Raw genomic sequence first — 17,386 nt, forward strand, 5'->3', positions numbered from 1 at the left:
CCGGTACGGCAGACGAGCCGGGCGGGCGGCCGCGTGGAGGTTCTTGTGGACCTCCCCGAGGAACGTCCGGGCTCCACAGGGCAGGGTGGTGGCTAACGGCCACCCGGGGTGACCCGCGGGACAGTGCCACAGAAAACAGACCGCCCGGTGCTTCGGCGCCGGGTAAGGGTGAAACGGTGGTGTAAGAGACCACCAGCGCCTGAGGTGACTCAGGCGGCTAGGTAAACCCCACCCGGAGCAAGGTCAAAAGGAGCGCTGTGAGAGGCGCTCTGCGCGGACGTTCGAGGGCTGCTCGCCCGAGTCCGCGGGTAGACCGCACGAGGCCGGCGGCAACGCCGGCCCTAGATGGATGGCCGTCGCCGGCGGGTTCGCAAGAACCCACCGGAACAGAACCCGGCGTACAGCCCGACTCGTCTGCCTCTCAGGTCACCCACCTGCGAGGCATCCGCTTCCGCTCTCTTCCGGGGCTCCTCGGGGGAGTATCCGGGGAGACCGCGGCTCGCCGGACGTGCGCCACGGTCCCCTCAAAAAGGATCGGCACTCCCCAGCGACCGCTCCCGCACCCCCGCCAGATGGGCCGTGAACGTCTCCCGGGCCTCCGGGGTCAGGGTGCGCAGGGCGAGCAGGGCCGTGATCGCGACGTCGCAGAGTTCGGCGCGGACGTCGTCCCACGAGTGGCTCGTGCCCTTGCGCGGGTTGTGGCCCGTCGCGCCGATCACTGCTTGCGCGACCTCGCCGACCTCCTCCGTGAGCTTCAGCATCCGCAGCAGGAGTTCCTCCCGGCCGTCGTCCGTGCGGTGGTCGTCCAGCCAGGCGTGCAGGTCGTCGATCGTGGCCCAGAGGTCTTCGGCGGTAGCGGTGTGATCAGCCATGGGGGCAGTCTCTCCCCCGAGGCCGGCGGTGATGCCTACTCCTCGAACAGGGGGTCCTGCTCGCCCTCGGCCGCCTTCCGGACCCGCTGGTTGCGGGTGCCCACCACCACCAGCGTCACCGCCGCCGTCACGGCGAGCGCCGTCGGCACCATCCAGCCGCGGTTCACCGTGTGACCGAGCAGGTGGTCCAGGGAGAGCCGGCCCGGTCCCGTCACGGCGAGGCCGGCCGCGGCCAGGCCCAGGTACGCGGCGTGCTCGTAGCCGCCGCTCTGCGCGAAGAAGCCGTTGGGCGCGTGCACCGCCGCCGCGCCCGCCATCCCGCCCGCCGCCGCGGCGCCCGCCGCCGGTGTCGCGAGGCCCAGCGCCAGCAGCGTGCCGCCGCCCGCCTCGGCGAGGCCCGCCGCCGTCGCGCTGGCCCTGCCGGGCGTGTACCCCATGGACTCCATGGCCGTGGCGGTCCCGGAGAGGCCGCCGCCGCCGAACCAGCCGAACAGTTTCTGCGCCCCGTGCGCGGCCAGCACCCCGCCCGTGCCCAGCCGGAGCAGCAGCAGGCCCAGGTCGTTTCGGTCGTAACAGGTCACCATGACTCCCAGAGCAGAGCAGCGGACAGCATCGGAATGGACCCCTCCTGCGTTCACCCTCGCACCGATCGGCCGGGTGCGGCGGCCCCGGGCGGCCGTACGGGTGGCGCCCTCCGGGGAGCGATGTGAATGTGACTGGCATGACGATTCAGGTGACCAAGCTCAGTGACCCGGCCGTGCGGGCCTTCGTCAGTGCCGTGAACGCCCACGACCACGAGGCATTCCTGGCCGTTCTCACCCCGGACGCCACCATGTCCGACGACGGATCCGACCGTGACCTCGCCGACTGGACCGACCGGGAGATCTTCTCCTCCCACGGCCACCTGGAGGTCGACAACGAGTCCAACGGCGGCCGTTCCCTCCTCGCCCGCTACAGCAACGACACCTGGGGCGAGATGAAGACACGGTGGACCTTCGTCGTCGAGGACGGCAGGATCTCCCGCTTCGAGACCGGCCAGGCTTGACACCGGTTTCAGCGGCGGCCCACCTTCTTCGACACCGCACCCCGCGCACCGTCCCGATCCCGGGTTTCCGCTCGGTCGCCCAGGCCGAGGAGAACGCGGGCGCGATCGCCAAGGGGCCGCTCATCGCCCGCCAGTTGACCGAGATCGACGACGTGCTCGGACGGTGAACGGCCCGGACCGGGCAGGGGGGCGCCGATCCCGACGCGGCCCCGCCCCGCGTACGGCCGAGGTGACCCCCAGTGCGGCGGCGCCCTGCCCCGCGTACGCCAGCGGGGCGACCCCCGCGCGGACCTACCCCGCGTACGCCCCGGGTGACTCCCGGCGCGGCACGTCCTGCTCGGTCAGCGTGATCCGGCCCGCCCCGATCGTGGCGAGCCGCGGTGCGCGGCGGGCGATCGACGAGTCGTGGGTGACCATGACGAACGTCAGCCCGTACTCGTGCCACAGCCCTTCGAGCAGGGCCATGATGTCGTCGCGGGTGCCCTCGTCGAGGTTTCCGGTCGGCTCGTCGGCGAGCAGCACCTTGGGCCGCTTGACCAGGGCGCGGGCGATGGCGACGCGCTGCTGCTGGCCGCCGGACAGCTCCGCCGGTGCATGCGCCAGCCGGTCGCCGAGCCCGACCGAGGCCAGCGCCTCGGCGGCCCGCGCGCGCCGCTCCGCGGGCCTCACGCCGAGCGGTACGAGAGCCGTCTCGACGTTCTCCTGCGCGGTCAGCGTCGGGATGAGGTTGAACGCCTGGAAGATGATCCCGACCTTCTCGGCGCGCAGCCGGGTCAGCTTGGCCTCGCTGACGGAGGCGAGGTCCACGCCGTCCAGTTCGACGCTGCCGGAGGTGGGGCGGTCCAGGCCGCCGATCATCTGGAGCAGCGTGGACTTGCCGCCGCCCGTGGGGCCCTGGATGACGAGCTGGTCGCCGTCCTCGATGACGAGGTCGACACCGCGCAGCGCCTCCACCGTCTCCTTGCCGCGCGTGTAGCGCTTGGTGACACCGGTGAGCTTGTACATGAGGTTCTCCGAGGGGAATGAGGGTCGCCCGGGGCACAGTCGTCTCCCGGTCGGGGGGAGGGGGTCAGGAGACGCTGCGCAGGGCGTCCGCGGGCCGCATGCGGGAGGCGCGCCAGCCCCCCATGGCACCGGCGATCAGACCGCCCGCGATGGCGAGGCCCGCCGCGAGCGCGATGGTGGTCACCGAGACCGGCGCGGACAGCGCGATCTCCACGGTCTTCGATGCCGCCTGCCGGCCCGGCCCGCCGCCGCCCGGGCCGCCGCCCGGGCCGCCGCCCGCGCCGCCGCCACCGGAGGCGAGTTCCGCGGTCAGCTTCGGGCTGATCGCGGTCACCGTGTACGCCGCGCCGAGACCGAGGGCGATGCCGAGCGCGCCGCCGAGCAGGCCGTTCACGATCGACTCGCCCACGACCTGCCGGGTGACCTTGCGGGAGGGCCAGCCGAGCGCCTTCAGCGTGCCGAACTCGCGCACCCGGCGGCTGACCGCCGACGAGGTGAGCAGCGCGGCCACCAGGAAGGCGGCGATCAGGACAGCGACGGACAGCCACTTGCCGACGCTGGCCGCCAGGTTCGAGGCCGTCGACAGGGAACCGGAGACGGTGTCGGCGAGGTCGGCGGAGGTGGTGACCGTCGTGCCCGGGATGTTCTTCTGGATGGCCGCCTCGACCGTGTCGATCTGCTTCGAGTCGGTCGCCTTGACGTAGATCGTCGTGACCTTGTTCTTCGCGTCGCCGAGCGTCTGCGCCTGCTTCAGCGGCAGGTAGACGTCGGTGGTCGCCTCACTGCTGTCCGGCGTCGCGATGCCGATGATCTCGTACGCGGTGCCGGAGATCTTGAGCTTCTCGCCGACCGTGTACGAGTTCTCCTTCGCGTACGACTTGCCGACCACGGCGACCTTCGCGGCGGACTGCGACGCCGTGAAGGTCCTCCCCTTGGTGATCTTCGACGTGGCGAGCGGGCCGAGGTCCTGCTCGGTGACGTCGATCCCCGCGACCGAGTACGAGTTGACGTCGAAGGAGGCGCCGCCGCCCTGCCTGCGGCTGGCCGCTCCCGCCGCCCTGGGCGGCGCCGGGGCCGCCCTGCTGCTGGGTCGTCGAGGACTTCGCCTTGCCCTGGGTGAAGGAGCCGTCGACCTTGGTGACGTTCAGGCTCAGCGCGCCGACCGCGCTCGCCACGCCCTGCTGCGCGGCCACCTCGTCGACGAGCGAGGACTTCAGGGACTGGCCGCCCTGGGTCATCACCCGGTCCGAACTCTGCGTCGTGTCGCCGTCCGACTTGGCGTCGAAGTCGAACTTCGGTCTGCCCGTCGCGTTCGCGGAGGGCGCCGCCACGGCCTTGGTGACCGTCATGTCGGTGCCGAGCCCGTACAGCGACTTCAGGACCTTGTCCTGCGCCTGCTGCATGCCGGCCGACACCGAGTTGACGGTGATGACCAGCGCGATACCGAGCGCCAGACCCATGGCGATCACCAGGGCCGCCTTCTTGCGCCGGCTCAGCTCACGCTTGAGATAGATGCCAAACATCCCGTTCCCCAAAGGTTCTTGGCGCCCGCTGTGGGCGCGGCCACAAGCTACGGAGAAAGCTTTGAGCCGGGCTGAGTAAAGGGTGTGCACGGGCTGAGAATGCGGCGTCCGGAATCAGAATCCGGTAAGACAGCTGATTCCTGTGCGGAGGAGGGTGTACGGCCAGGAAACCCCTGTTGACTGGGGGCCGGTGAGCCTTTCCGCCACAGTTCCCGGAGGCCGGTTCGGGGCCCGTCCCGGTGCCCTTGCTGTCCCTTTGGCAGCGGCATGCCCTCCCTTTGTGACCCCGCCGCACGGTGCCGCGGGGCCGCTTTGTACGGTCCCGGGATGCGTGATTCCTCTCGGCTCACCCGCCGTGCCGCTCTCGGCCTCGCCGCCGCTGCCGTTCCGTCCGCCGTCGCCGGCCCCGCCTTCGCCGCCACCACGATCGGCGGTGAGCGGCTGGCGCGCGGCGGCGTCCAGGTCCGCGGTGCCTCGGGCCTGCCCCGGCTCACCGCCCGGGCCTGGCTGATCGCCGACCACGGGAGCGGGCAGGTGCTCGCCTCGTACGACGCGCACCGCCGCCTGGCGCCCGCGTCCACCCTGAAGATGCTGTTCGCGGACACGCTGCTGCACAAGTTCGGGCGGACCGAGCGGCACACGGTGACCGACGCGGACCTCGCCGGGATCCCGGCCGGCTCCAGCCTGGTCGGTATCCGGCCCGGAATCACGTACACCGTCGAGCAGTTGTGGCTCGGCGTCTTCCTGCGTTCGGGCAACGACGCGGTGCACGTGCTCAGTCACCTGAACGGCGGGGTCGACGAGACCGTCGGCCAGATGCAGGTCAAGGCCGCGGACCTGCAGGCCTTGGACACGCACGTGGTGAGCCCCGACGGTTTCGACCACAAGGGGCAGCTCTCCTCCGCGTACGACCTGACGCTCTTCGCCCGGCACGGCCTCCACAACGCGGACTTCCGCGCCTACTGCGCGACGCGGACCGCGGACTTCCCGGCCGGCGGGAAGAAGACCTTCCAGATCCAGAACACCGACCGTCTGCTGACGGGGGCCTGGGGCATGGAGACGTACCGGGGCCTGATCGGGGTGAAGAACGGCTACACCAGCCACGCGGGCAACACCTTCACCGGGGCGGCCACCCGCGACGGCCGTACGCTCCTGGCCACCGTGATGCACCCCAAGCGCGCCGGGAATGGCGTCTACGAGGAGACGGCCGCCCTGCTCGACTGGGGCTTCGCGCACGCGGGGAGCGCCGAGCCGGTGGGCGTCCTGGTCGAGCCGATCAGCGAGGGCGGGGCGAAGGCGACGGCGACGAGGAAGCCCGCCAGGGGTGCCGCCGGTGCTCCCGCCTCCTCCGGTGCGGGCACCTCGTCCTGGGGACCGGCCGCCGGGGCGGCCGGAGCGCTCGCGCTGGCGGCGGGCGGTGCGTTCGCGTTGCGCCGTCGCAGGAGCGGGCGGGGCGGCGACGGCGGGACCGCGGAATGACTGGCGGGGAAGGCCACTTGGACAGGGAAAACGCAACTTCGACACGGTCCGCGGCGGCAGCTACCTTCACCTGGTCTTCGGCGATCGCCCAGGGAGAGACGCATGCCCCATCTCGCGCTGTACACATTCGGTGTCCTGAAGGCACCTCTCGTCGATCCCGCACCTCTCACGTGCGAGTTCTACGACATCGGTGAGGCCGTCTACCGGCAGATCAGTCAGCACCCCGGGTACCTCGCGCATGCCGAAGCGGCAGACGGTGAGCGGGGCGCGCTCTTCGAGGCGGACTGGGGTGCGTGGGGAGAGTTCGCCGTACCGGCCTGGTACGGCAAGGGCCGTACGGTGGAAACCACCGCTCTGGCCGCGACCCTCTCACTCTGGACCGGTCTGCGCCCCGCCTTCGACGCCTTCTACACCGGTCTGCACCGTGAGGCGCTGACCAGGCGGGACGACTGGTTCGAGAGGACGGAACACCCGAACTACGTGTTCTGGTGGGTTTCCGACGGCGTGATACCCACCTGGCAGGACGGGGTTTCCAGGCTGGAACACCTCCACGACCACGGCTCCGCGCCGCACGCCTTCACCTTCAACCACTCGTTCACCCCGGAGGGAACTCCGGTCAGGGTCAAGGGCATTGGGCCGAGGGGCGACCAGGCTCGCTGACGAGGAGGCCTGCACGACCGGGTTCGCTGTCAACGCCTCGACCGCCCCTCCCGGCCTCGACCGCCCCGCCCGGCCTCAGCCCCGGCCCACGTACGGCATCGCTGTCGCCAGCACCGTCGCGAACTGCACGTTCGCCTCCAGCGGCAGTTCGGCCATGTGCCGCACGGTGCGGGCCACGTCCGCCACGTCCATCACGGGCTCGACGGCCAGTTCACCGTTCGCCTGCAACGTTCCCGTCCGCATCCGCTCGGTCATCTCGGTGGCGGCGTTGCCGATGTCGATCTGGCCCACCGCGATCCGGTACGGGCGCCCGTCCAGGGAGAGCGCTTTGGTCAGCCCGGTCAGCGCGTGCTTGGTTGCCGTGTACGCGACCGACTGCGGGCGCGGTGTGTGCGCGGAGACCGAGCCGTTGTTGATGATCCGACCGCCCTGCGGGTCCTGCTCCTTCATCTGCCGGTACGCCGCCTGCGCGCACAGGAACGCGCCGTTGAGGTTGGTGTCCACCACGTGCCGCCAGGCGTCGTACGGCAGTTCCTCGACCGGGACGCCCCCGGGACCGAACGTGCCCGCGTTGTTGAACAGCAGGTCCAGGCGTCCGAAGCGGTCGCGGACGGCCGTGAGGAGGGCGGCCACGTCGTCGGGGTCCGAGACGTCCGTGCGTACGACCAGGGAGGGGCCCCCGGGAACCAGGGCGGCCGTCTCCTTGAGGGTCTCGGTCCTGCGGCCCGCCAGCGCCACCGACCAGCCCGCGCGCAGCAGTTCCACGGCGACCGCGCGGCCGATGCCGGAGCCCGCCCCGGTCACCACCGCGGTCTTCGTCCGCATGGCATTCATGGCCCCGAAGCGTACGCGAGGATCCGCCGTCCGGAACTCATCCATCCGCCATCTGGCTGTTGTGTACGCGACAGTCCAGCGTCGACCCTGGCCACTCCAATGCCTCGTACCACCACCGTCAGGGGAGGGCCAGATGACACCCGCAGCCCATCAGCCATCGCACAGCTCGCAGCACGGCGCCGAACTGCGCGCCGCCGCCCGGCACATCGGACGCCGCCGCTTCCTCACCGTCACGGGCGCCGCCGCCGCGCTCGCCTTCGCCGTCGACCTGCCCGCCGCGGGCGTGGCGAGCGCCGCCGAACTCGACACGGCGAGGATCACCGACGACCCCTTCACACTCGGCGTGGCCTCGGGCGACCCGCTCCCCGACTCCGTCCTGCTGTGGACCCGGCTCGCGCCGGCGCCGTACCAGGCCGACGGCGGACTGCCCCGCAAACGCGTCACCGTGCACTGGGAACTGGCCCACGACGAGCGCTTCAGCCGCATCGTCAGACGCGGCACCGCCGTCGCACACCCCGAGTTCCACCACACCGTCCACGTGGAGGTCGGTCACCTCGACGCCGACCGGATCTTCTACTACCGCTTCCGCACCGGCAGTTGGGTCAGCGAGACGGGCCGCACCCGCACCGCGCCCGCCACCCGCAGCCGCACCTCCGCGCTCACCCTCGCCGCAGTCTCCTGCCAGGCGTACCACGACGGCTACTTCACCGCGTACGGACACCTCGCCGAGGACGACGTCGACGTCGTCTTCCACCTCGGGGACTACCTCTACGAGTACGCCGTCAACTCAGTCGGCGGCGCCCGCAAGTACACCGACCGGACCCTGCCCGACCTCTTCAACCACGAGACCGTGACCCTGGAGGACTACCGCCTGCGGTACGCCCTCTACAAGTCCGACCCCGACCTGCGGGCCGCCCACGCCGCCCACCCCTTCGTCGTCACCTGGGACGACCACGAGACCGAGAACAACTACGCGGGCGACATCGACGAGAACGGCAACCCGCCCGAGGAGTTCCTGCTGCGCCGCGCCGCCGCCTACCGCGCCTACTGGGAGAACCAGCCGCTGCGCCGGCCCCAGCTCCCGGACGGGCCCGACGCCCGCCTCTACCGGCGGCTGCGGTGGGGCCGCCTCGCCCAGTTCGACATCCTCGACACCCGCCAGTACCGCTCCAACCAGGCGTACGGCGACGGCTCGCACGTCCCCGGCCCCGAGTCGGACGACCCGGCGCGCACCATCACCGGGGGGACGCAGGAGCGCTGGCTGCTCGACGGGTGGCGCGAGTCGCGGGCGCTGTGGAACGTGGTCCCGCAGCAGGTCGCCTTCTCCCAGCGGAAGCTGGACCTGAACCCGGTCGCCAAGGTGTCGATGGACGCCTGGGACGGCTACCGCGCCTCTCGCCGACGGGTCCTCGCCGGGGCGAAGTCCGCCGGGATCGAGAACCTGATGGTGCTCACCGGCGACGTCCACGTCGGGTACGCCTTCGACATCAAGGACGACTTCGACGACCCGGCGTCGGCGACGCTCGGCACGGAGATCGTCGCGACGTCCGTCGCCAGCGGCAAGGACGGCGCCGAGCGGCCCGCCAACTGGGCCACGTACACGAAGGCCAACCCGCACCTGAAGTTCTACAACGGGCGGCGCGGCTACGTGACCGTCGAGCTGGGGCGCCAGGAGGCGCGGGCCGACTTCAAGACGGTGTCGGCGGTGACGACGCCGGGGGCGCCGATCACCACGGCCGCGTCCTTCGTGACGGAGGTGGGCGACCAGGGCCTCGAGCCCGCCTGAGCCGACGGCGAGCCGTGCGCCGGCCCGGGCCCCGGGCCGGCGCACAGGTCCTGGCCGGCCTCCCCGGGGTAGCTAGCCGGCCTCCCCCGGGTAGCGGACGCCGATGCGGTCCCGTATCGCGTCGAGCGTCCGCATCACCGCGAGGGTGCCGTCCAGCGGGACCAGCGGCGACTCGGTCTCACCGGCGCGCAGGGCCCGCATCACCTCCGCGGCCTCGTGCCTGAGGCTGCTGCGGGGGCCGCTCGCCGGGTCGGCCAGGAACTTCTCCGGGTCGCGGCCGTCGCGGTGCAGGACGAAGTGCTCCGGGAAGAAGAACCCGTCCGGGATGTCGATACGGCCCGCGGAGCCGGTGACCGAGGCGGACACCGGAGTGCCGCCGCTGATGGAACAGTGCACCGAGGCGAGGGCGCCGCTCTCGAAGGACAGCAGCGCACCCGTCTGGAGATCGACGCCCTCGTCGGAGAGCACGGCCCGCGCGGTGACGTCCGAGGGCTCCCCGAGCAGCAGCTGCGCGAACGACACCGGATAGACGCCGAGGTCGAGGAGCGCACCGCCGCCCTGCGCGGGGTCCCGCAGCCGGTGCGACGGCGGGAAGGGCCCGGCCAGCCCGAAGTCGGCCTGCAACGTGCGCACGTCACCGATCGCGCCGTCGTCCACCAGCGCCTTGAGCCGCCGGATCAGCGGATTGCAGTACATCCACATGGCCTCCATCAGGAAGCTGCCCCGCTCCCGGGCGAGCGCCACCAGCTCCTCGGCCTCCCGCGCGTTCAGCGTGAACGCCTTCTCGCACAGCACGTTCCGCCCGGCCTCAAGGCACAGGCCCGCGGCCACCCGGTGCGCCGAGTGCGGAGTGGCCACGTACACCACGTCGACGTCCTCGTCCGCGGCGAGCGACGCCCAGTCGCCGTACGCCCGGGGTATCGCGAACCGCTCCGCGAACGCCTTCGCCGACTCCTGGCTGCGCGACGCCACCGCCACGACCTCCGCGTCCGGCAGATCCACCAGATCCGCCGCGAACGCCGCCGCGATCCCTCCGGTCGCCAGAATTCCCCACCGCACGCTCTCGCCCGTCATTCCCGGCCCCTCGCCCTGTGACCCCGAACACTCCGTACGAGCTGAGAGCATAGGTGGCGGACCGAACGGAGAGGGAGGGGCACATGCCGGAGGCCGGCCGCACGGACAGGGGCGAGGACGAGATCCACGGGCACGTGACGGAGGCGGCGGTCACCGAGCAGGCACCGGACGCGGCATCCCGGGCGCTGCCCGGCCCGGCGGCGCCGCGCAGGACGGGGCTCCTCGTCATCCTCGTCCTCGGCGGGCTCACCGCCACGCCCCCGCTGGCCATGGACATGTACCTCCCGTCGCTGCCGGAGGTCACCAGGTCGCTCGACGCGCCCGCCGCGACCGTGCAGCTCACGCTCACCGCGTGCCTCGCGGGCATGGCGTTCGGGCAGCTGGTCGTCGGGCCGCTGAGCGACAAACTGGGCCGCCGCAGGCCCCTGCTGGCCGGCCTCCTCGTCTACATCCTGGCCACCGCGCTGTGCGCCGTCGCCCCGACCGTCGGACTCCTCGTCGTCTTCCGGCTCGCCCAGGGCCTCGCGGGCGCCGCCGGGATCGTCATCGCGCGGGCCGTCGTCCGCGACCTGTACGACGGCGTGGCCATGGCCCGGTTCTTCTCCACCCTGATGCTCGTCTCGGGGGTCGCCCCGGTCGTCGCCCCGCTCATCGGCGGGCAGATCCTGCGCGTCACCGACTGGCGGGGCGTCTTCGTCGTCCTCACCGCCGTCGGCATCGCGCTGACGGCGCTGGTCTGGTTCCGGCTGCCCGAGACCCTCGCCCCCGGGGAACGGCACAGCGGCGGCGTCGGCGAGGCGCTGCGCTCCATGCGCGGACTGCTCGCCGACCGCGTCTTCGCCGGCTACATGCTCGCGGGCGGCTTCGCCTTCGCCGCGCTCTTCGCGTACATAGCCGCCTCGCCCTTCGTGATCCAGGAGATCTACGGCGCCTCCCCGCAGACCTTCAGTCTGCTGTTCGGCGTGAACTCGGTGGGCCTGGTGGCCGCGGGCCAGATCAACGGCAAGCTCCTGGTCGGCCGGGTCAGCCTCGACAAGACGCTCGCCACCGGTCTCGCCGTCGTCACCCTCTCCGCGACCGCCCTGCTCCTCATGTCCGCCGGCGCGCTCGGCGAGGTCGGCCTGGTGCCCGTCGCGACCGCGCTCTTCGTCCTGATGAGCGCCATGGGCATCACCCTCCCCAACACCCAGGCCCTCGCTCTGATGCGCACCCGGCACGCCGCCGGCTCGGCGTCGGCCCTCCTGGGCACCACCTCATTCCTCGTCGGCGCGATCGCCTCGCCCCTCGTCGGAGTCGCCGGCGAGCACACCGCCGTACCGATGGCCGTCGTGCAACTCGCCGCGGCACTGGTGGCGATCGCCTGCTTCGTGGCACTGTGCCGTCCCTGGGAACAGGGATCCCCGGCGCTCGCCGGAGACCGCGAGCCCGGGGACGGCCGGACAGCACTGGGAAAGGCGGCGGGGAACTGAGCGCACCGAGACTGCGCGTCGACACACCGGAGCGGGCCGGGCTCGACTCCGGCGAACTGCGGCACCTCGTACGGGAGGTGCGCACCCTCACGACGGGGGAGCGCCCCTGGGCGGCGGGCACCGTCGTGGTCGCCGGGCGCGGCCCCGTGATCGCCGTCGAGGAGGCGGCCGGGTGGGCGGTGCGCTACGCGTCGTACGACGAGAAGAAGGACGTAGGGATCGAGCTGGCGCCCGGGGAGCGGGTGCCGATGACCGTGGAAACGCCCTTCGACCTGGCGTCGCTGACCAAGCTGTTCACGGCGGTCGCAGCAGTCCAGCAGCTGGAGCGCGGCACGCTGGGTATCGACGCGCGGGTCGCCGCGTACCTGCCCGACTTCCGGGGTGTCGCGGAACACGGCATCACCGTGCGCCAGCTGCTCACCCACACCTCCGGCCTGCGGCCCGAACTCCCGCTGTACGACTGCCCGTCCGACGCGGCCCGCCTCGATCTGCTGCGGGCGCAGGCGCCGGTGACGCGGCCCGGCGCCGCGTACCGCTACTCCGACCTCAACCCGCTGCTCCTCCAGTACGTCCTGGAGCGCATCGCCGGGCGCGGGCTCGACGTCCTGATCCACGACGGCATCACCCGTCCCCTCGGCATGACGGCCACCGGTTTCGGACCCCGCCCCGGCGCCGCCGCCACCGAGGACCAGCGGCGGCCGTGGGGGAAGGCGGACCGGGGGATGCTGCGGGGTGTGGTCCACGACGAGAACGCGTGGGCGCTCGGCGGCGTGGCCGGCCACGCGGGCCTCTTCTCCACGGGCCGCGACCTCGCCGTCTTCTGCCGCGCCCTCCTCGCGGGCGGCTCCTACGGCCCGGCCCGCATCCTCGGCCCCGACTTCGTGGAACTGATGCTGACCCCGCCCGGCCTCGGCTTCGCCGTCGACCAGCCGTCCTTCATGGGGGAGCTGGCGCGGCGCGGAGCTGTCGGCCACACGGGCTTCACGGGCACGTCGCTCGTCCTCGACCCGGCGACGGACACCTTCCTCGTCCTCCTGGCCAACACGGTCCACCCCCGCCGCCGCCCCCCGGACAACACCCCGCGAGCAGCGGCGGCAACCCGCTTGGCACACGCGGTGAGAGGCCCCAGCGGAGGGACGGCGCAGTAACGGCACCCCGACCGGGGACGACGGCTTGCCCCGGGGCGCGAGGCCCAGGGCGCGGGGCCCGGGGCGCGGGGTTCCGTCCGGGTCGGCGTGGCTGTGGGCATGCGTGCCGCTCGGGGCGGCACGGGTGGGCACAGCGGTACCCCGCCGACGCCGGGTTCGCTGTCATACCTCGGGTTGTGCCGGGCTGCCGTCCGGGTCGGCGTAGCTGTGGGCATGCCTGCCGCTCGGAGCGGCACGGGTGGGCACAGCGGTACCCCGCCGATGCCGGGCTCGCCGCCCCACCTCGGCGTGCGCCGCAACGCGGGGCGCCCACGCGCAGAGGGGGGCTGTCCCCGACGCACCCCGCCAACGCCGGGCTCGCCGCCCCACCTCGGCGTGACCCGCAACGCGCGGGGCGCCCGCGCGGGGGAGGGGACTGCCCCCACCGCACCCCGCCAACGCCGGCCCCGCCCGCATACCCTCGGCGTGAGCCGCGACGCGGGTGACCCGCACAGGGAAGGGGAACCGCGCCCACCGCCCCCCGCGGCACCGCCGGACCCCCGGCCGGCGGGCGCGACCGTAGAATCGCCGGGTGAACGCCCCCGCCAGCCCCGCCGAGACCCTGCGCACCGCCCTCGCCGGGCTCCTCGACGGCCTGCCCCCCAAGGCAGCCGCGCAGTCGGTCGAGCGACTGATCGCGAACTACCGGGGCACCACCCCGACCCACACCCCGGTCCTGCGCGACCGCGCGGACGTGACGGCGTACGCCGCGTACCGGATGCCCGCGACGTTCGAGGCGGTCCGCGCGGCACTGGACGCGTTCGCGGACGCCGTGCCCGGGTGGACGCCGGGCAGTCACGTGGACGTCGGCGGCGGCACCGGCGCGGCGACCTGGGCGGTCAGCGCGACCTGGGAGGGCGACCGCCCCGTGACGGTCCTCGACTGGGCCGAACCGGCGCTCGCCCTCGGCCGCGACATCGCCGCCGCGAACCCGGCGCTGAAGTCCGCCGAGTGGCACCGCTCCCGTATCGGATCGGCGCTCACCGTCGAGGCCACCGACCTCGTCACCGTCTCCTACGTCCTCGGCGAACTCACCGAGGCCGACCGCGCCTCCGTCGTGGACGCCGCCGCGACCGCGGCCCGAACCGTCGTGATCGTCGAGCCGGGCACCCCCGACGGATACGCCCGCGTCATCGAGGCCCGCGACCGCCTGACCGGCGCCGGGTTCAGGATCGCGGCACCCTGCCCGCACAGCGCCGCCTGCCCCCTCGTCCCGGGCGAGGACTGGTGCCACTTCTCCGCCCGGGTCAGCCGGTCCTCCCTGCACCGCCAGGTCAAGGGCGGCTCCCTGGCGTACGAGGACGAGAAGTTCAGCTATGTCGCCGCCACCCGCCTCCCGGCGGAACCGGCCCCCTCCCGCGTCGTGCGCCGGCCGCAGATCCGCAAGGGCCAGGTACTCCTCGACCTGTGCGGGCCGGACGAGTCCCTGCACCGCGAAACCGTGACCAAGCGCCACGGCGCCCTCTACCGCGCGGCCCGCGACGCGGACTGGGGAGACGCCTGGCCCCCGGCCGACCAGCCCCGGCCCGCGACGCGGACTGGGGAGACGCCTGGCCCGCGGCCGACCAGCCCGGGGAACGCCTGAGCCGCGGGCGCTCCGCGCGCCCCGGGCGCGCTCCGCGCGCCCGGGGCCACCCAGCACCGCTCACGACGCCCCCGGGCCCTCTTCCGCCTCCGCCGCACGCGCCTCTCCCGTCGGCTCCTCGCGGCCGTCCCGCGCGGCCTCCCCGCGCCCCTCCCGCAGCTTGCGCAGCAACTCCCGCTTCTGCGCCTGCGGATCGAGCCCGCCGCCGATCCGGCCGCCGCGGCCGCCACCCCGCAGGGCCGTCCGCCCGAGCTTCTGCCGCGTCCCGCCCACGCCCAGCATGTTTCCGTCTCCGCCTCGCGCCATCACCGGCTCCTCTCATCACACACCACCAATACGAGACGTTTCGTCTCGCATCCGTCCCACACTCTCAGCGAGACGCGCCGTCTTGTCAACCTGTTACATTCGACCCATGGTCCAGAAGCCCGCCCCCGACGCCACCCGCCGCAGCGAGAGATCGCGCCGCGCGATCTACGACGCCGCCCTCGCCCTCGTCGGAGAGATCGGCTACCCGAGGACGACCATCGAGGGGATCGCCGCCCGCGCCGGAGTCGGCAAGCAGACGATCTACCGCTGGTGGTCCTCGAAGGCCGACGTCCTGCTGGAGGCCTTCCTCGACCTGAGCGAGCAGGCCGCCCTGGCCGCGGCCCGGCCCGGCCAGGACCCGCGGCAGCCGTACGCGATCCCGGACACCGGCGATCTCGGGGCCGACCTCAAGCTCGTCCTGCGGGCCACCGTGGACGAGCTGCTCGACCCCCGGTTCGAGGTCCCCTCCCGGGCGCTGGCCGCCGAGGGCCTCGTCGACGAGCAGCTCGGAGCCGTGTTCGTGAGCAGGCTCCTCGAACCGCAGCTCCAGCTCTACGTGCGGCGACTGCGCTCGGCGCAGGACCAGGGCGCCGTCCGCACCGACGTCGATCCCCGCGTCGCCCTCGAACTGTTCGTCTCCCCGCTCGCCCAGCGCTGGCTCCAGCGCACCGGCCCGATCACGTACGCATACACGGACACCCTCGTCGAGTACGCCCTCTACGGCATCGCCCCGCGCTGAGCCGCCCGCAGCGCCCGCAGCGCCCGCACGGCGTGCCGCGCCCTGAGCGCCCTCAGGGTCCGCGCGGCCCCCGCCGCCGGCGCGGCTCTCGGCGGACGGCGGGCCAGCCGCCCCGGCGCGTCCGTGATGACCCCGTTGCAGCCCAGCGCGAGGACCCGGTCGCGCTGGGCCGGGGTCACGACGGTGTGCGCCCACACCCGGGGGATGCCCGACCTCGCCGCCCGCAGGAGGTCCGCGTCCCGGGCCCGGTGGTCCACGTCGAGCAGATCCACGAACGGCGCCCAGCGCTCGGGCCGGTCGTGGCGCATCTGGTCCGCCGAACGCCACAGCTGCGCGACCAGGCCCATGCGATGGGCGCGCCGGGCCACCTCGGGCCGGTTGGAGTTGACGAACACCGAGCGGGTCAGCCCGCGGTCGCGCAGCAGCCCGGCCAGCGCGCGCAGACTCTCCGGGTCCTTGGCCTCCAGCATCAGCACGATGCGCCCGCCGAAGCGGTCCAGCACCTCGGCGACCGTCGGCGGCCGCTCCGAGCGCCAGCTGCCCGGCAGCACGTCCTTCGGCCGCAGCCGCACCCCCTGCCAGTCCCGCAGGTCCAGGTTCCGCACCGGACCGCCCAGGTAGGTCGTGCGGTTCAGGGTCCGGTCGTGGATGACGACCATGTGCCCGTCGCGCAGCATCCGGGTGTCGAAGTCGAGCACCTGGGCCGTCCCGCGTCCGTATGCCGCCATCAGGCCCGACATGCTGTTCTCCGGGACCTCGCGGGCGCCGCCGCGGTGGGCGACGTGGACGACGCGGGGGAGTGCGTCCACGGTCAGGGGACGGCCGCCCCACTCCAGTGGGGCCAGGGTGCCGCCGTGTCCGGCGAGGGCCAGCGAGGTGAGACCGGCGATACCCGCGAGCGCAGTCCGTGTGACCATGACGACGAGGGTAGGGGCGTAAATCCCATTAAACTATGTAATGACACTCGATCCCGGCCCCGGGCCGACCGCCCCAAGCACCCCGGATACCGGCGCGAGCCACCCGGGGCGCAGGATGGTGGGACCATGAAGCAGTGCTGTCCGCACCACAGCAAGGCGAGGGGATAGATGAGCGAGGAGTTCGGCGGCCGTTCCGGCCGGCAGGGCAGGATCTCCCAGTGGCTGCGTGGCCGTCGCCCCAAGGAGACCCCCGACGCGGGCGACCGTGAGACCCTGCTGCTCGCCGCCGCCGCAGCCGGGCTGCCCCTCGCCCCGGCCGCGCACCCCGCCGGCTACCGGTGCTCCTGCGACCGCGTCGGCTGTCCCACCCCGGCACGGCACCCCGTCTCCTTCGCCTGGCAGACGCAGTCCACGACCGACCGCGACCAGATCGAGCAGTGGGCCCGGCACGAGCCGCAGGCCAACTTCATCACCGCGACCGGCATGGTGCACGATGTCCTCGACGTGCCGCTCGACGCCGGGCGCGCGGCGCTGGAGCGGCTGCTCGCCGCCGGCGTCGAGGTGGGTCCCGTCGCCGAGACGGGCGACGGACGGATGCTCTTCTTCACCCTCACCCGCGGTACGCCCGAGGACGAGGACGAGTGGTGGCCCTGCGAGCTGGACTGCCACCCGGAGACCATGGACGAGCATCCCGGCCTGCGGTGGCACTGCCGCGGCTCGTACGTCCTCGTGCCCCCGGCGCAGCTGCCGGGCGGCCTGTCGGTCGACTGGGTGCGCGGCCCCGAGCACGCGCTGCCCGAACCGCTCGGCCTCATCGAGATCCTGACCGACGAGTCCGCACGCTCCGTGGGCGACGGGTCGGACCAGCTCGCCGCCTGGCCGCACGGGGGCTGACCCCGCCCACC

Annotated in this window: 16 protein-coding genes, 1 other RNA gene and 2 pseudogenes; 11 read left to right on the top strand and 8 right to left on the bottom strand. The window is 73.1% G+C overall.

What is annotated here, in order from left to right; all coding sequences use genetic code 11:
* The first annotated feature begins 13 nt into the window (after positions 1-13).
* Positions 14-417: RNase P RNA component class A (gene rnpB / locus AC0ZLC_RS11500), an RNA gene on the top strand.
* Between the two features lie 107 nt (positions 418-524).
* Here the strand turns inward: rnpB and AC0ZLC_RS11505 are convergent.
* Both AC0ZLC_RS11505 and AC0ZLC_RS11510 read right to left on the bottom strand, forming a co-directional pair.
* Positions 525-872: a MazG-like family protein gene (locus AC0ZLC_RS11505; protein ID WP_476751811.1), complete on the bottom strand. Its 348-nt coding sequence runs from the start codon at positions 870-872 to the stop codon at positions 525-527.
* A gap of 35 nt (positions 873-907) precedes the next feature.
* Positions 908-1,453 carry a DoxX family membrane protein gene (locus AC0ZLC_RS11510; protein WP_476751929.1) on the bottom strand — a complete coding sequence of 182 codons (546 nt, stop codon included), beginning with the start codon at positions 1,451-1,453 and terminating at the stop codon, positions 908-910.
* Between the two features lie 140 nt (positions 1,454-1,593).
* Between AC0ZLC_RS11510 and AC0ZLC_RS11515 the strand changes: the two genes are divergently transcribed.
* Together AC0ZLC_RS11515 and AC0ZLC_RS11520 are read left to right on the top strand one after the other, a co-directional pair.
* Complete coding sequence (locus tag AC0ZLC_RS11515; RefSeq protein WP_476751812.1) at positions 1,594-1,917, top strand: nuclear transport factor 2 family protein; 324 nt, start codon at positions 1,594-1,596, stop codon at positions 1,915-1,917.
* Positions 1,918-1,952: 35 nt separating this feature from the next.
* Positions 1,953-2,084: pseudogene (locus AC0ZLC_RS11520) on the top strand (aldo/keto reductase); the annotation flags it as partial.
* Positions 2,085-2,208: 124 nt separating this feature from the next.
* Here the strand turns inward: AC0ZLC_RS11520 and AC0ZLC_RS11525 are convergent.
* Both AC0ZLC_RS11525 and AC0ZLC_RS11530 read right to left on the bottom strand, forming a co-directional pair.
* On the bottom strand, positions 2,209-2,922 hold the full coding sequence (locus AC0ZLC_RS11525) for an ABC transporter ATP-binding protein (protein ID WP_476751813.1): 714 nt from the start codon (positions 2,920-2,922) through the stop codon (positions 2,209-2,211).
* 64 nt (positions 2,923-2,986) lie between these two features.
* Positions 2,987-4,445 (bottom strand): annotated as a pseudogene (locus AC0ZLC_RS11530) (ABC transporter permease).
* A gap of 327 nt (positions 4,446-4,772) precedes the next feature.
* On the opposite strand from AC0ZLC_RS11530, the gene AC0ZLC_RS11535 reads away from it, so the two are divergent.
* Positions 4,773-5,924, top strand: a complete 1,152-nt coding sequence (locus AC0ZLC_RS11535) for a D-alanyl-D-alanine carboxypeptidase family protein (protein WP_476751814.1) — start codon at positions 4,773-4,775, stop codon at positions 5,922-5,924.
* 102 nt (positions 5,925-6,026) lie between these two features.
* Complete coding sequence (locus AC0ZLC_RS11540) at positions 6,027-6,584, top strand: DUF3291 domain-containing protein (protein ID WP_476751815.1); 558 nt, start codon at positions 6,027-6,029, stop codon at positions 6,582-6,584.
* A gap of 75 nt (positions 6,585-6,659) precedes the next feature.
* On the opposite strand, the gene AC0ZLC_RS11545 is transcribed toward AC0ZLC_RS11540, so the two are convergent.
* A complete protein-coding gene (locus tag AC0ZLC_RS11545; protein WP_476751816.1) occupies positions 6,660-7,418 on the bottom strand; it encodes an SDR family oxidoreductase in 759 nt (252 codons plus the stop codon).
* A 133-nt stretch (positions 7,419-7,551) separates the two neighbouring features.
* On the opposite strand from AC0ZLC_RS11545, the gene AC0ZLC_RS11550 reads away from it, so the two are divergent.
* Entirely contained in the window at positions 7,552-9,204 is a 1,653-nt protein-coding gene (locus AC0ZLC_RS11550; RefSeq protein ID WP_476751817.1) for an alkaline phosphatase D family protein, read from the top strand.
* A gap of 72 nt (positions 9,205-9,276) precedes the next feature.
* Here AC0ZLC_RS11550 and AC0ZLC_RS11555 read toward each other — a convergent pair whose 3' ends face one another.
* Positions 9,277-10,278: a Gfo/Idh/MocA family protein gene (locus AC0ZLC_RS11555; RefSeq protein WP_476751818.1), complete on the bottom strand. Its 1,002-nt coding sequence runs from the start codon at positions 10,276-10,278 to the stop codon at positions 9,277-9,279.
* A gap of 83 nt (positions 10,279-10,361) precedes the next feature.
* On the opposite strand from AC0ZLC_RS11555, the gene AC0ZLC_RS11560 reads away from it, so the two are divergent.
* From AC0ZLC_RS11560 to AC0ZLC_RS11570, 3 genes are all read left to right on the top strand, one after another.
* A complete protein-coding gene (locus tag AC0ZLC_RS11560; RefSeq protein WP_476751819.1) occupies positions 10,362-11,747 on the top strand; it encodes a multidrug effflux MFS transporter in 1,386 nt (461 codons plus the stop codon).
* Positions 11,675-12,895: a serine hydrolase domain-containing protein gene (locus AC0ZLC_RS11565; RefSeq protein WP_476751930.1), complete on the top strand. Its 1,221-nt coding sequence runs from the start codon at positions 11,675-11,677 to the stop codon at positions 12,893-12,895. The genes AC0ZLC_RS11560 and AC0ZLC_RS11565 overlap by 73 nt, the downstream gene beginning before the upstream one ends.
* 571 nt (positions 12,896-13,466) lie before the next feature.
* Entirely contained in the window at positions 13,467-14,519 is a 1,053-nt protein-coding gene (locus AC0ZLC_RS11570) for a small ribosomal subunit Rsm22 family protein (protein WP_476751820.1), read from the top strand.
* A gap of 60 nt (positions 14,520-14,579) precedes the next feature.
* On the opposite strand, the gene AC0ZLC_RS11575 is transcribed toward AC0ZLC_RS11570, so the two are convergent.
* On the bottom strand, positions 14,580-14,825 hold the full coding sequence (locus tag AC0ZLC_RS11575) for a DUF6243 family protein (RefSeq protein ID WP_476751821.1): 246 nt from the start codon (positions 14,823-14,825) through the stop codon (positions 14,580-14,582).
* A gap of 106 nt (positions 14,826-14,931) precedes the next feature.
* Here AC0ZLC_RS11575 and AC0ZLC_RS11580 point away from each other — a divergent pair, with 106 nt between their 5' ends.
* Entirely contained in the window at positions 14,932-15,564 is a 633-nt protein-coding gene (locus AC0ZLC_RS11580) for a TetR/AcrR family transcriptional regulator (RefSeq protein ID WP_476751822.1), read from the top strand.
* Here the strand turns inward: AC0ZLC_RS11580 and AC0ZLC_RS11585 are convergent.
* Entirely contained in the window at positions 15,543-16,481 is a 939-nt protein-coding gene (locus tag AC0ZLC_RS11585) for a glycerophosphodiester phosphodiesterase (protein ID WP_476751823.1), read from the bottom strand. The two genes, AC0ZLC_RS11580 and AC0ZLC_RS11585, sit on opposite strands and share 22 nt — an antisense overlap.
* A gap of 168 nt (positions 16,482-16,649) precedes the next feature.
* Here AC0ZLC_RS11585 and AC0ZLC_RS11590 point away from each other — a divergent pair, with 168 nt between their 5' ends.
* Entirely contained in the window at positions 16,650-17,375 is a 726-nt protein-coding gene (locus AC0ZLC_RS11590; protein ID WP_476751824.1) for a bifunctional DNA primase/polymerase, read from the top strand.
* Positions 17,376-17,386: the final 11 nt, after the last annotated feature.

Source organism: Streptomyces sp. GLSS-08 (assembly GCF_056387915.1).

Bases quoted from the DNA above. Each gene is read 5' to 3' on its own strand.
- AC0ZLC_RS11505 (WP_476751811.1), bottom strand. From the start codon at position 872: ATGGCTGATCACACCGCTACCGCCGAAGACCTCTGGGCCACGATCGAC.
- AC0ZLC_RS11515 (WP_476751812.1), top strand. From the start codon at position 1,594: ATGACGATTCAGGTGACCAAGCTCAGTGACCCGGCCGTGCGGGCCTTC.
- AC0ZLC_RS11525 (WP_476751813.1), bottom strand. From the start codon at position 2,922: ATGTACAAGCTCACCGGTGTCACCAAGCGCTACACGCGCGGCAAGGAG.
- AC0ZLC_RS11535 (WP_476751814.1), top strand. From the start codon at position 4,773: ATGCGTGATTCCTCTCGGCTCACCCGCCGTGCCGCTCTCGGCCTCGCC.
- AC0ZLC_RS11540 (WP_476751815.1), top strand. From the start codon at position 6,027: ATGCCCCATCTCGCGCTGTACACATTCGGTGTCCTGAAGGCACCTCTC.
- AC0ZLC_RS11545 (WP_476751816.1), bottom strand. From the start codon at position 7,418: ATGAATGCCATGCGGACGAAGACCGCGGTGGTGACCGGGGCGGGCTCC.
- AC0ZLC_RS11550 (WP_476751817.1), top strand. From the start codon at position 7,552: ATGACACCCGCAGCCCATCAGCCATCGCACAGCTCGCAGCACGGCGCC.
- AC0ZLC_RS11555 (WP_476751818.1), bottom strand. From the start codon at position 10,278: ATGACGGGCGAGAGCGTGCGGTGGGGAATTCTGGCGACCGGAGGGATC.
- AC0ZLC_RS11560 (WP_476751819.1), top strand. From the start codon at position 10,362: ATGCCGGAGGCCGGCCGCACGGACAGGGGCGAGGACGAGATCCACGGG.
- AC0ZLC_RS11575 (WP_476751821.1), bottom strand. From the start codon at position 14,825: ATGGCGCGAGGCGGAGACGGAAACATGCTGGGCGTGGGCGGGACGCGG.
- AC0ZLC_RS11580 (WP_476751822.1), top strand. From the start codon at position 14,932: ATGGTCCAGAAGCCCGCCCCCGACGCCACCCGCCGCAGCGAGAGATCG.
- AC0ZLC_RS11585 (WP_476751823.1), bottom strand. From the start codon at position 16,481: ATGGTCACACGGACTGCGCTCGCGGGTATCGCCGGTCTCACCTCGCTG.
- AC0ZLC_RS11590 (WP_476751824.1), top strand. From the start codon at position 16,650: ATGAGCGAGGAGTTCGGCGGCCGTTCCGGCCGGCAGGGCAGGATCTCC.